This window comes from Burkholderia sp. BCC0322 (assembly GCF_902833045.1).
Classification (GTDB): Bacteria; Pseudomonadota; Gammaproteobacteria; order Burkholderiales; family Burkholderiaceae; genus Burkholderia.
Genome location: NZ_CADFDU010000005.1, coordinates 434,770 through 447,010, shown reverse-complemented (window position 1 = coordinate 447,010; position 12,241 = coordinate 434,770). Strand labels below are relative to the sequence as shown.

Here is a 12,241-nt window from a genome sequence, read left to right as displayed (position 1 = left end):
CGTTGTCCATCCCAGCCAGCCGCAATCCATGACAGAAAACACCCCTTCCCCGGCTCCCGCGCGCGGCCCGGCCGACCACGACGTGCGGGATCAGATCGTGGCCGCCGCCACCGAGCACTTCAGCCGGTACGGCTATGAAAAGACGACGGTATCCGACCTCGCGAAGGCCATCGGTTTCTCGAAGGCCTATATCTACAAGTTCTTCGAGTCGAAACAGGCGATCGGCGAGATGATCTGCGCGAACTGCCTGCACGAAATCGAAACCGACGTGCGCGCCGCCGTCGCGGATGCGGAACGACCCACCGAGAAACTGCGGCGCATGTTCAGGGTCTTTACCGAAGCGAGCCTGCGGCTGTTCTTCCGCGACCGCAAGCTGTACGACATCGCCGCGTCGGCCGCCACCGGCAACTGGCCGTCGGTGCAGGCCTACGAGGCACGCGTGCAGAAGCTGCTGCAGGAGGTGCTGCAGGCGGGCCGGCAAAGCGGCGAGTTCGAGCGCAAGACGCCGCTGGACGAAACCGCGGCGGCGATCTACCTCGTGATGCGGCCCTACCTGAATCCGCTGCTGCTGCAGTACAACCTCGACACGACCGACGCCGCGCCGGCGCAGTTGTCGAGCCTGGTGCTCCGCAGCCTCGCCCCCTGAATCGACATCAATCGTGACCATTGACTGAATTGGTCACTAGATACACAATGGAAGCCCCGATTACTTCGTCAGTGGGTCTTCCATGGTCCGGCGTCGCCTCGCTCTTCTCACAGTCGCCTCGGCACTGCCCGTCGCGCTAGCCGCCTGCAGCGGAAAAGCGCCTTCCGATCCGCGAACGGACGCGCCGCTGGTGCGTACCGCCATCGTGCAGGCCGCCGCGCCCGCGTCCCGCTCGTTTACCGGAACCGTCGCTGCACGCGTGCAGAGCGACCTCGGGTTCCGGGTGTCCGGCAAGGTGCTGGAGCGGCTCGTCGATGCCGGACAAACCGTCCGGCGCGGCCAGCCATTGATGCGGATCGATCCCGTCGACCTGAAGCTCGCGGCGCGCGCACGCGACGAAGCAGTGGCCGCGGCACGGGCGCGCGCGCGGCAGACCGCCGAGGACGAAGCGCGCTACCGCGACCTGCGCGGCACCGGCGCGATATCGGCATCGGCCTATGACCAGGTCAAGGCGGCGGCCGATGCCGCGAAAGCCCAGCTGAGCGCCGCCGAAGCCGACGCCGACGTCGCGCGCAATGCCACCGGCTATGCGGAACTCGTGGCGGACGGCGACGGCGTCGTGATGGACACGCTCGCGGAGCCCGGTCAGGTCGTCAACGCCGGCCAGCCGGTCGTGCGGCTCGCGCACGCCGGCAGCCGTGAAGCCGTGATCCAGTTGCCGGAAACGCTGCGCCCCGCGGTCGGCTCGGTCGCGCAGGCCGAGCTGTTCGGCAAGCCGGGCTTGCGTGTCCCCGCGACGCTGCGCCAGCTCTCCGATACGGCGGATGCGCGAACCCGCACGTTCGAAGCGCGCTACGTGCTGCAAGGCACGCTGGCCGCCGCCCCGCTGGGCGCGACCGTCACGATCCGGATACCGGACGACGCCCGCGCGGCGCCGCAAGCCGGCCTGCAGGTGCCGATCGGCGCGCTGCTGGACACGGGCAAAGGGCCCGGCGTGTGGGTCGTCGCCGGCGATCCGGCCAAGGTGGCGTGGCGGCCGGTGAAGCTCGAGCATCTGGACGACGACAGCGCCCGCGTGTCCGGCGCGCTGAACCAGGGTGAGCGCGTCGTCGCACTCGGCGCCCACTTGCTGCGCGAAGGCGAAACGGTCCGCGTGTCGCCGCAGGCGTTCGCGGTCGCAAGCGAAGGAGCACGGCCGTGAGTGAGCGCCGCTTCAATCTGTCGGCGCTCGCGGTGCGCGAGCGCGCGATCACGCTGTTCCTGATCTGCCTGATTTCAATCGCCGGGCTCGTGTCGTTCTTCAAGCTGGGCCGCGCGGAGGATCCGGCATTCACCGTCAAGGTGATGACCATCGTCACCGCGTGGCCGGGCGCCACCGCGCAGGAAATGCACGACCAGGTGGCCGAGAAGATCGAAAAGCGCATGCAGGAACTGCGCTGGTACGACCGCACCGAAACCTACACGCGCCCCGGCCTCGCGTTCACGACGCTGACGTTGCTCGACAGCACGCCGCCGTCCGAGGTGCAGGAGCAGTTCTATCAGGCGCGCAAGAAGATCGGCGATGTGGCGAACGATCTGCCGGCCGGCGTGATCGGCCCGATGGTCAACGACGAATACGCGGACGTCACGTTTGCGCTGTTCGCGCTGAAGGCCAAGGGCGAACCGCAGCGCCTGCTGGTGCGCGATGCGGAGATACAGCGCCAGCGGCTGCTCCATGTGCCGGGCGTGAAGAAGGTCGACATCATCGGCGAGCAGGCGGAGCGCATCTACGTGCAGTTGTCGCATGACCGGCTCGCGACGCTCGGCGTGAGCCCGCAGGAGGTGTTCGCCGCGCTCAACGGCCAGAACGCGCTGACGCCGGCCGGCTCCGTCGAGACGCGCGGGCCGGAGATCTTCATTCGCGTGGACGGTGCATTCGACCAGTTGCAGAAGATTCGCGACACGCCGATCGTCGCGCAGGGCCGCACGCTGAAACTGTCGGACATCGCGACCGTCGAGCGCGGTTACGAAGACCCGTCGACGTTCATGATCCGCAACAACGGCGAACCCGCGCTGCTGCTCGGCGTCGTGATGCGCGACGGCTGGAACGGGCTCGACCTCGGCCGTGCGCTGGACCGGGAAGTCGGCGCCATCAACGCGGAAATGCCGCTCGGCATGAGCCTGACCAAGGTCACCGACCAGTCCGTGAACATCAGCTCCGCCGTCGACGAGTTCATGGTCAAGTTCTTCGCCGCGCTGCTCGTCGTGATGCTGGTGAGCTTCGTCAGCATGGGCTGGCGCGTGGGCCTCGTCGTCGCCGCGGCCGTGCCGCTGACGCTGGCCGTGGTGTTCGTCGTCATGGCCGCCACCGGCAAGAACTTCGACCGCATCACGCTCGGCTCGCTGATCCTCGCGCTCGGGCTGCTGGTCGACGACGCGATCATCGCGATCGAAATGATGGTCGTGAAGATGGAGGAAGGCTACGACCGCGTGGCCGCGTCGGCGTATGCGTGGAGCCATACGGCCGCGCCGATGCTGGCCGGCACGCTGGTCACCGCGGTCGGCTTCATGCCGAACGGCTTCGCGCGCTCCACCGCGGGCGAATACACCAGCAACATGTTCTGGATCGTCGGGATCGCGCTGATCGCATCGTGGATCGTTGCAGTGGCCTTCACGCCTTACCTCGGCGTGAAGATGCTGCCGAACCTCAGGAAATTCGAAGGCGGTCACGATGCGATCTACGACACGCCCCGCTACAACCGCTTCCGGCAATGGCTGACGCGCGTGATCGCCCGCAAATGGCTCGTCGCCGGTTCGGTCGTCGCGCTGTTCGTGCTCGCGATACTCGGCATGGCGGTCGTCAAGAAACAGTTTTTCCCCATCTCCGATCGCCCCGAGGTGCTGATCGAGGTGCAGATGCCGTACGGCACGTCGATTTCGCAAACGAGCACCGCCACGTCGAAGATCGAAGCGTGGCTCGCGAAGCAGAAGGAAGCGCGGATCGTCACCGCGTACGTCGGCCAGGGCGCGCCGCGCTTTTATCTGGCGATGGGGCCGGAGCTGCCCGATCCGTCGTTCGCGAAGATCGTGGTGCGCACCGACAGCCAGGACGAGCGCGACGCGTTGAAGGCGCGCCTGCGGCGGGCCGTCGCCGACGGCCTCGCGCCCGAAGCGCGCGTGCGCGTGACGCAGCTCGTGTTCGGCCCGTATTCGCCGTTCCCGGTCGCGTATCGGGTCACGGGCCCCGATCCGGACAAGCTGCGCGGCATCGCCGCCGACGTCGAACGCGTGATGACCGGCAGCCCGATGATGCGCACGGTCAATGCAGACTGGGGGACGCGCGCGCCGACGCTGCATTTCACGTTGCAGCAGGATCGCCTGCAGGCGGTCGGGTTGACGTCCAGTGCGGTCGCGCAGCAGCTGCAGTTCCTGCTGACCGGGGTGCCCGTCACTGCGGTGCGCGAGGATATCCGGACCGTACAGGTGATCGCGCGGTCGGGCGGCGATGCGCGGCTCGACCCGGCGCGGCTCGGCGACTTCACACTCGCCGGCGCGAACGGGCAGCGCATCCCGCTGTCGCAGGTCGGCAAGGTCGACGTGCGGATGGAAGAGCCGATCATGCGCTGGCGCGATCGCGTGCCGACGCTCACGGTGCGCGGCGACATCGCCGAAGGCTTGCAGCCGCCGGACGTGTCGGCCGCGATCACGAAACGGCTTCAGCCGATCGTCGCCGCGCTGCCGAGCGGCTATCGAATCGAGGAAGCCGGCTCCATCGAGGAATCCGGCAAGGCCACGAAGGCGATGTTGCCGCTCTTCCCGATCATGCTGGCGGTCACGCTCGTCATCATCATCTTCCAGGTGCGCTCGATCTCCGCGATGGTGATGGTGTTCATGACGAGCCCGCTCGGCCTGATCGGCGTGGTGCCCACGCTGATCCTGTTCCGGCAGCCGTTCGGCATCAATGCGCTGGTCGGCCTCATCGCGCTGTCGGGGATCCTGATGCGCAACACGCTGATCCTGATCGGCCAGATTCACCAGAACGAACAGGCGGGACTGGATCCGTTCAACGCGGTCGTCGAAGCGACCGTGCAGCGGGCGCGCCCGGTGATCCTGACCGCCATGGCCGCCGTGCTCGCGTTCATTCCGCTCACGCATTCGGTGTTCTGGGGAACGCTCGCGTACACGCTGATCGGCGGCACGTTCGCCGGGACGATCCTCACGCTGATGTTCCTGCCGGCGATGTATGCGATCTGGTTCAGGATCCGGCCCGGCGATTCCGCCGCCGCCCGCCACGGCGGCCATGAAGCGGCATCGTCAGGCGAGCCCGCACTTCAGCCTGTGCTGGACGCGCGCGACTGATGCCCCTTCATCCGGTCGAAGGAAGCAGTCGTGTCGCATTCCACCGGACGGATGGCGTCGGCGCGATACGCGTTCACGCACCCTGCGGCGCCAGGGAGTCGATCAGCGCGCCGTTGAAGGCAGGCAGGTCGTCGGGCTTGCGGCTGGTGATGAACGGGCCGTCACGGACGACTTCCCGGTCGACCCACTTGCCGCCTGCATGACGGATGTCGTCCTGAAGGCTCGGCCAGCTCGTCATCGTGCGGCCTTCCACGAGACCGGAGGACACGAGCAGCCAGCCGCCGTGGCAGATCGCCGCGACCGGCTTGCCGGCACCGACGGCCGCCGTCACGAACTCGCGCGCGGCCGGCACCATCCGGATCGCGTCGCCGTTCACGACGCCGCCGGGCAGCACGACCGCGTCGTAGTCGCCCACGCGCGCATCGTCGAACGTGCGGTCGACCTTCACGCGCTTGCCCTTGTCGACGTGCCTGAAACCCTGGATCTCGCCGCGCTTCTGCGAAATCACGTCGACCTGCGCGCCTTCGGCTGCGAGTGCGCGCTGCGGCTCGACGAGTTCGGCTTCCTCGAAGCCGTCGACCGCGAGGATTGCCACCTTGCAATGAACCAGCCTTCCGCTCATGAAACCCCTCCGTCCGTGATGCGGCACGGGTCGTGCCGCGCCGGTCTCGCAGCAAGCGGCGTGCCGGTCCGGCTAACGGGACGCGCTCGAACACGGGCCGGCCGGCGCGGTGCGCTCGCTCGCGGTGCGTGCCGGCTGTCGTGTCGACATCGGCGAGCGCACGCGGAGATTCCGCGGCGCCGCCGATAAACGGGTACCACCGTCCGCAGCATCGGCGATGACGCATTCACGTTTCATTGTCCCGCCGGGCGCGCATCGACGCGGTGATGCGCTGCCGCGCCTGCGCAAAGCCTTCCCACGGATCACGCGTCAACGTGTCGAACATCCACGCCGCCCGCATGTCCGCTGTCACGTCCATGCGGGCGGCACTGCACGACGTGCCGTATCTTCGCTACACCGTTCGCTGCAAATCTTGCAAGCGCGCCGCTACGCGTCGTACGCGGCCATCACGAGCCACAGCTCGCGGCCGTCATCGCGTACATGCGCGGCGAGCGCATACGGATCGGCGGGCTCGCACGCACGTTGCAGCGCGAACCGCGCGGGTTCGGTCGAGCCGAACGTGTCGCCGCCGAGCGGCCGCACGTCGGCCTTGCCTTCGAACATCCGGCGCTCGGGCCGGTAAATCAGCGGTTCATGCTTCCATTCGTTGAAACGGCGCTTCAGCGAATCGAATCCGCCGCCGCTTACGTTGACCTCGTAGCGCACGCCCGGTTGTCGTTTCGGAATCTTCATCGTGCCTCCCGCTCGAAGTACGCGGGGCTGGCACCTTCCGCACCACCCACCGCTGTCATCGTCCTCGTGGCAAATCGCGTGCCGCTCATGTCCGGCGCGAACCCGTCGCATACCGGGCACGGCCGTTGCGAACGGGACACGCCATCGCCATCGACACGGAGGTTCGCGATGAAGGATTCGACCCGGTCAGGCCACGACGCGCCGGCACACGAGCGGCAACCCGATCCGTCGCCGCCGCTCAGGCATCGCGACCGCGCGCATACGCGCCATTCGGAACGTCATATCGACAAGCAGCTCGAGGACACGTTTCCCGCGAGCGACCCACCCGCGATCGGCGGCGTCACCCGCATCGAGCCGGGCACGCCACCCGGCACGCACGACGAAAGGCCGCGGCAGGACGAGCGCGAACGCCGCGACACATGACGGCCCACGGCACGCGGCTTGCTGCACCCGTGGTGCACGTGTCGATCCATCGCATGACTGAACAGTTGCGTCGCCTGCCGGTCGTCGATCAACACGAGGGGCCGATCGGCTTGCTGTCGCTCGCGAGCATCGCGACGCGCATGGCCGGCCCCGAGCAGGACGCTATCGCGAACACGCTCGAAGGCATGTCGCAACCGAAGCAGACGTGACGGAGCGCCCCTCGCCCCGTCGCGACAACCCCGCGCGACCCGCAGGGCCCTCCCCGGGCACCGTCGCGCCCCATGCAGCCTGGAGGAAACCATGCAGACTTCCGATCAAGGTCAGACCCGCATCATCGGCAAGGGCGCCGCAACGGCGGCCGGCCCCGGCCCCGACGTGATGGCGGCCGATACGCTGAAAGGCAACAAGGTCTATACGACCGACGGCGACGATGTCGGCAAGATCAAGGACATCATGCTCGACGTGCGCTCCGGCCGCGTCGCCTATGCGGTACTGTCGAGCGGCGGCATCCTCGGCATCGGCGACACGTTGCACGCGATCCCGTGGAGCGCGCTCACGCTCGACACCGAGCGCAAATGCTTCCTGTTGTCGGTGTCGTCCGAGCAAATCCGCAACGCGCCGGGCTTCGACAAGGACCACTGGCCGGCGATGGCCGATCCGCAATGGGCCGGGCCGCTGCACGCGTTCTACGGCAGCGCGCCGTACTGGCGTGCCGGCGACGAGCTCGGGCTGACCGATCCGACCGAGGAACTGAACGATCCGCGCGCACGCGACCGTCACTGATCGCGATGACGCGGCGCCGGTTCGCCGGCGCCGCCGCTTCGAACGCCCCGCTCGCGCGGGGCATTATTCTGCAAGCCGCGGCGATGTCGGTCGCGACGCACGACGCGCTATGCGCGATGCCGCAACGCGTCGATCACGACGGTGAACGCGCGCGACGCCGGGCGACGGCTCGGGTAGTACGCGTGGTAGCCGGGAAAGACCGGGCACCAGTCCGGCATCACGATCCGCAGGTTGCCGTTGCGGACATGCTCCAGCACGACGTCCTCGGTGACGAACGCAATGCCGAAGCCGTCGAGCGCTGCCTGGACCATGTGCGGCTGGGTGTTACAGGTGATCCGGCCGTTCACGCGCGCCAGGACGGCGTTCTTGCCCTTCTTCAACTCCCACGCATAGATGCCCTTCGCCGTGGCGAGCCGCAACGTGACGCAATCGTGATCGAGCAGATCCTGCGGCTTCTTCGGCGGCTTGCGGCCGTCGAGATACACGGGCGCCGCGACCATCGCCATCCGGACATCGGGGCTGATCCGCACGGCGATCATGTCCTTCGCCACCTGGTCGCCGTAGCGCACGCCGATGTCGTAGCGTTCCTCGACGATGTTCGACAGCCCGTAATCGACCGACAGTTCGACGCGAATATCCGGGTAGTCGGGCAGGACCTGCCTGAGTTTCGGCCAGATGATCGTATCGATCGGATGCTCGGTGGCCGTAATGCGCACCACGCCGGCCGGCTTGTCCCTGAAATCCGACAGCGCGGCCAGTTGCGCCGTGATCTCGTCGATGCGCGGGGCCACCGCCTGGAACAGCGCTTCGCCCGCGTCGGTCATCGACACGCTGCGCGTCGTACGCGTCAGCAGCCGCACGCCGACCCGCGCTTCGAGATCGCGAATCGTATGGCTCAGCGCCGATTGCGACACGCCGAGCCGCGTGGCTGCGCGCGTGAAGCTGCGATCGCGGGCCACCGCGAGAAAGACGATCAGGTCGTTCAAATTTTCGCGCGCCATGTCGAAAAGCTCCGGTCGGGACGGACGCCAATCGTAGCACCGCCCGCGGCGATTGATCAGATTGGCTCATAAGTCCAAGCGCGCCGCGCTACTTAATCGATCCGGAGCGGCTCGCTAGACTGCGAAGCCATCGACCCGATGCGTCGCGGCAGAGCCCGGACGCACCGGCTACCCGCTTTCGGAGCCGAACCTCATGCCTACCCGCTTTCTCACGACCCTCGCCGCGCTTGTCGCGTCCGCTCCGCTATTCGCGCAATCCGCACCGGGCCTGACGCGCGAACAGGTCCGCCAGGACATGCTGCGTTACGAGGCCGCCGGCTTCAATCCGGCGCGCCTTAACCCGCGCACCTGGGTCGAAGACGCGCAGGCCGCAGCGGCCAGGGTGCAGGCCGGGCGCGATGACGACGCGCGCACGCAACTGGCCGGGCACGGCATCGCGACGCGTTGCGATTGAGCGCGCGACGGCCACTCCTTTCCGATCCCGTTCCCGTTCCCGACATGCAAACCCTCTCCACACCCGATCGCGGCGCGGCACCTGACGGCGCGGCCGCGTGGGGCGCCGTCCTCGCGATGTCGCTCGGCGCATTCGCGCTGGTCGCGTCCGAGTTCATGCCGGTCAGCCTGCTCACGCCGATCGCCGCCGACCTGCACGTCAGCGAAGGCCAGGCCGGCCAGGCCATCTCCGTATCGGGCGCGTTCGCGCTGGTGACGAGCCTGTTCATCGCATCGCTCGCCGGCCGGCGCGATCGCAAGCCATTGCTGCTGTTGCTGACACTGCTGACTATCGTGTCGGGCACGCTCGTCGCGTTCGCGCCGAACTACGCGTCGTTCATCGCCGGCCGCGCGCTGATCGGCGTCGCGATCGGCGGCTTCTGGTCGATGTCGGCCGCCACCGCGATGCGCCTCGTGCCGGCGCGGCACGTGTCGCGCGCGCTGGCGATCGTGAATGGCGGCAATGCGCTGGCGACTGTCGTCGCGGCCCCGCTCGGCAGCTTTCTGGGGGGAATCGTCGGATGGCGCTGGGCCTTCTTCTGCGTCGTGCCGGTCGCCGCGATCGCATTGGGCTGGAAGCTCATCAGCCTGCCATCGATGCAGTCCGCGCCGCGCGCCAAGTCCGCCCATGCGCTCAGGCTGCTGGCCCGGCCGCCGGTCGCGCTCGGCATGGCAGCGGTCAGCGTGTTCTTCATGGGCCAGTTCACGCTGTTCACCTACCTGCGTCCGTTTCTCGAAACCGTCACGCATGCGGGCACCGTCACGCTGTCGCTGATCCTGCTCGTGATCGGCGTCGCCGGTTTCGCGGGAACGGTCCTGATCGGCGGCGTGCTGGAACGGGGGCTCTACCGGACACTCGTGGTCACGCCGGCGCTGATGGCCGCGATCGCGGTGGCGCTGATGTTCTTCGGCGGATCCACGACGGCAATCGCATGCCTGCTCGGCACATGGGGCCTGCTCGGCACCGCGGCGCCGGTCGGCTGGTGGACGTGGCTCGCACGGACGCTGCCGCACGATGCGGAAGCCGGCGGCGGGTTGATGGTGGCGGTCGTGCAACTCGCGATCGGGCTTGGCGCGACGATCGGCGGCATGCTGTTCGACCTGCACGGCTACCGCGCGACCTTCGCGATGAGCGCGGCGCTCCTTGCGCTCGCCGGCGGGCTGGCCGTCGTCGCGGGCAAGTCAGCCCGACGCGCCGCCGCGCGCACCGGCAGTTGACGCCCGCGCCACGACACCCCCGCGGCCTTTTTTTACAAGCGCCGTGTAACCTCCCCGTCCGGCTTCGCACGACCGTTCGCCGCGTCCGGCTACCCCGGTAGCCGGTGCTCCGTGCCCCCGCGTTCCATGCGGTGCTGGCGCTGCGCATGATCGCCGGTATCGCGATCCGCGTGACCGATCGTGGCATCGGCATCGCACGCGACGCGCTCGAAACCCTCTTCGACCAGGTCGTACTTTTCCATCGCCTTGAATAACGTTGTGGCGCATGCATCGGATTGCGAATTAATATTCGTATACCGCTGGCGGTCTCACCTTTTTGACGCAGCAGCCCTATCTACAGATGTCGTGTTTTTGACTGCTGGCATGTTGGCGGCCGTTTGCACGATTGGAGCGCATCGTGGGCCATCCTCAACCGTCTGCAAGTAGCGCTTCCGGCTCCGCGGCGGCGGCCCGTCTCGTCAGAAATCGCCCCTGCCGGACTGCCTCGCGGCGACTGCGGCCATCGCCCGACATGGCCGATTCTCGGTGGATCCTCGCGTAGCGCTAGAATAGCGCCCCTTCTCATAGGAGACGAAAATGTCCTGGTTCGTTTACGAAGTGCCCGAATACCACGAAGACGCTGCGCGCATCGAGCCCTTCAGCGACCTGCGTAGCCGTGTGCTGAAACTCAGTGGCCCGGCGATGGCCGACGAACTGGAAAGCGTTCGCGAGAACGCCGCGGCCACGGCGGACAGCCCCGAGCGCCCCCTGCGTACGCCGGAAAATCCGCATGTCTTTCCGATTCCTTACGCCGACTCCATGATCCTGGTCGGGTTCATCTTCGATCTGAAACGCGAATTCCGGCAACTGGTCGTGTCACCCGTGGAAATGCCCTGGCTGAAAGACGCATAAAGGGTAAGCCGTCTTGGTTGGCCCACCGCCGCTCACCTCGTATCGCATAACCGCTTGCCCTCGCTTGCCGACTGGATTTTCCAGCACTGCGATGGCCTCGCGCACGCTATCGACCATTGTCTGAATGTCGGTGGCCACCCCCTCGCGCGCGTGTTGCGCGTGCAGATCGGCCGGATGGACATCGCGCGCTGACGGTCGCACGGCGCGAGCCGGAACGGCGTCAGGTTCGGTTGACGAATGTTCCGCGATATTCCCGTCACATCGTGCTGCCGGCGTTTCGTTGAAGGTGCCGGGCGTCGTTGCCGGCGGACTGGCGGGCAACCCGCAAGGCCAGGATGTCGCGACCTATCCGATCGGGAATCGTGATCCGGCCAAGATCGCGGTGATTCTGAAACCGGAGCAACCAGTGCTTCGGGTATCACACGCATGCGCTCGCCGCATCGCTCGACAACCGCTTCTTCATCGCCAGCGACCGCTACGGTCATCTTGGCCGCTGGCTCGAACGCGCGTTCATGAGTGCGCCGAATGCCGTGGCGGGCCTGATCGTGCGGGCCAATCGCGGCAACGTGAACGCATTGTCCGACGCCGCGCGCCCGCTCGCGACCGGTTTGCGGCCCGTCGTGAAGGTTGACCCAGCGGAACTGGCCGCCAGCAAGTAATTTGCCGGCAAAGAGACGTGTTCGCCACGCGCGCCATGCGCTCGCCGTCCGGCGGGCGCATTTCGCATGGATCGAAACGGGGAGCCGGCCGGACGGCGAGATCGGCGCTGTCGCGCAACGGCTCGTCCGGCGGAACCGGGTTACCGCTCGCTGACCTTCATGCGCGGCAGCCATTCGGCCTCGGCGCCTTGCGTGCCTTTCAGATGAGCGGGAATCGCGTCCTGTGCGTGCGCGCCGACGCGACGTGCCGCCTCGGTGTCGAGATTCCGGCCGTCGAACGTCGATTGGCGACGGGTAATCATGTTGATGCGAAGACGTTTTGCCGCCATGGTCGGTATTCCTTGAGAAAACGGTACCTCGCCGACTAGCGAAGTACCATAGATTTACGCGAGAAAGATGTCGCTGCGATGACGCGGCGCGCGACACCCCGCCATTG

15 protein-coding genes and 1 pseudogene are annotated in these 12,241 nt (G+C 67.4%); 12 read left to right on the top strand and 4 right to left on the bottom strand.

Features of this window, described 5'->3' with window-relative positions:
• Nucleotides 1-28 precede the first annotated feature (28 nt).
• The 3 genes from HWX39_RS17920 to HWX39_RS17910 all read left to right on the top strand — a co-directional run bounded on the left by HWX39_RS17920 (nt 29) and on the right by HWX39_RS17910 (nt 4,984).
• The gene (locus HWX39_RS17920; protein ID WP_175969319.1) at nt 29-646 is read left to right on the top strand and encodes a TetR/AcrR family transcriptional regulator; all 618 of its coding nucleotides are present in this window, start codon (nt 29-31) and stop codon (nt 644-646) included.
• A gap of 82 nt (nt 647-728) precedes the next feature.
• Nucleotides 729-1,847, top strand: a complete 1,119-nt coding sequence (locus HWX39_RS17915) for an efflux RND transporter periplasmic adaptor subunit (protein ID WP_175969318.1) — start codon at nt 729-731, stop codon at nt 1,845-1,847.
• A complete protein-coding gene (locus tag HWX39_RS17910) occupies nt 1,844-4,984 on the top strand; it encodes an efflux RND transporter permease subunit (protein WP_175969317.1) in 3,141 nt (1,046 codons plus the stop codon). Before HWX39_RS17915 ends, HWX39_RS17910 begins: the two co-directional genes overlap by 4 nt.
• Nucleotides 4,985-5,057: 73 nt before the next feature.
• On the opposite strand, the gene HWX39_RS17905 is transcribed toward HWX39_RS17910, so the two are convergent.
• Nucleotides 5,058-5,606: a type 1 glutamine amidotransferase domain-containing protein gene (locus tag HWX39_RS17905; protein WP_175969316.1), complete on the bottom strand. Its 549-nt coding sequence runs from the start codon at nt 5,604-5,606 to the stop codon at nt 5,058-5,060.
• Nucleotides 5,607-6,032: 426 nt separating this feature from the next.
• Nucleotides 6,033-6,338 carry a hypothetical protein gene (locus tag HWX39_RS17900; RefSeq protein ID WP_175969315.1) on the bottom strand — a complete coding sequence of 102 codons (306 nt, stop codon included), beginning with the start codon at nt 6,336-6,338 and terminating at the stop codon, nt 6,033-6,035.
• A gap of 168 nt (nt 6,339-6,506) precedes the next feature.
• Between HWX39_RS17900 and HWX39_RS17895 the strand changes: the two genes are divergently transcribed.
• The 3 genes and pseudogenes from HWX39_RS17895 (at nt 6,507) to HWX39_RS17885 (ending at nt 7,544) form a co-directional block, all read left to right on the top strand.
• On the top strand, nt 6,507-6,761 hold the full coding sequence (locus HWX39_RS17895) for a hypothetical protein (RefSeq protein WP_175969314.1): 255 nt from the start codon (nt 6,507-6,509) through the stop codon (nt 6,759-6,761).
• Nucleotides 6,762-6,823: 62 nt separating this feature from the next.
• Nucleotides 6,824-6,970 (top strand): annotated as a pseudogene (locus HWX39_RS17890) (CBS domain-containing protein); the annotation flags it as partial.
• A gap of 91 nt (nt 6,971-7,061) precedes the next feature.
• Nucleotides 7,062-7,544: a PRC-barrel domain-containing protein gene (locus HWX39_RS17885; RefSeq protein WP_175969313.1), complete on the top strand. Its 483-nt coding sequence runs from the start codon at nt 7,062-7,064 to the stop codon at nt 7,542-7,544.
• A gap of 107 nt (nt 7,545-7,651) precedes the next feature.
• Here HWX39_RS17885 and HWX39_RS17880 read toward each other — a convergent pair whose 3' ends face one another.
• Nucleotides 7,652-8,545 carry a LysR family transcriptional regulator gene (locus HWX39_RS17880; protein WP_175969312.1) on the bottom strand — a complete coding sequence of 298 codons (894 nt, stop codon included), beginning with the start codon at nt 8,543-8,545 and terminating at the stop codon, nt 7,652-7,654.
• A gap of 193 nt (nt 8,546-8,738) precedes the next feature.
• On the opposite strand from HWX39_RS17880, the gene HWX39_RS17875 reads away from it, so the two are divergent.
• The 6 genes from HWX39_RS17875 to HWX39_RS17850 all read left to right on the top strand — a co-directional run bounded on the left by HWX39_RS17875 (nt 8,739) and on the right by HWX39_RS17850 (nt 11,805).
• Entirely contained in the window at nt 8,739-8,999 is a 261-nt protein-coding gene (locus HWX39_RS17875; RefSeq protein WP_175969311.1) for a DUF4148 domain-containing protein, read from the top strand.
• Nucleotides 9,000-9,043: 44 nt separating this feature from the next.
• Nucleotides 9,044-10,255 (top strand): MFS transporter, encoded by a 1,212-nt coding sequence (locus HWX39_RS17870; protein ID WP_175969310.1) that lies wholly within the window; start codon nt 9,044-9,046, stop codon nt 10,253-10,255.
• Between the two features lie 104 nt (nt 10,256-10,359).
• Entirely contained in the window at nt 10,360-10,509 is a 150-nt protein-coding gene (locus tag HWX39_RS17865) for a hypothetical protein (protein WP_175969309.1), read from the top strand.
• Nucleotides 10,510-10,831: 322 nt separating this feature from the next.
• Nucleotides 10,832-11,146, top strand: coding sequence for a helicase (locus HWX39_RS17860; RefSeq protein ID WP_175969308.1), 315 nt, complete (start codon nt 10,832-10,834; stop codon nt 11,144-11,146).
• Between the two features lie 54 nt (nt 11,147-11,200).
• Nucleotides 11,201-11,338: a hypothetical protein gene (locus HWX39_RS17855; protein WP_175969307.1), complete on the top strand. Its 138-nt coding sequence runs from the start codon at nt 11,201-11,203 to the stop codon at nt 11,336-11,338.
• A gap of 320 nt (nt 11,339-11,658) precedes the next feature.
• Nucleotides 11,659-11,805, top strand: a complete 147-nt coding sequence (locus HWX39_RS17850) for a hypothetical protein (RefSeq protein WP_175969306.1) — start codon at nt 11,659-11,661, stop codon at nt 11,803-11,805.
• Between the two features lie 140 nt (nt 11,806-11,945).
• On the opposite strand, the gene HWX39_RS17845 is transcribed toward HWX39_RS17850, so the two are convergent.
• Nucleotides 11,946-12,107 carry a hypothetical protein gene (locus HWX39_RS17845; protein ID WP_244135044.1) on the bottom strand — a complete coding sequence of 54 codons (162 nt, stop codon included), beginning with the start codon at nt 12,105-12,107 and terminating at the stop codon, nt 11,946-11,948.
• Nucleotides 12,108-12,241: the final 134 nt, after the last annotated feature.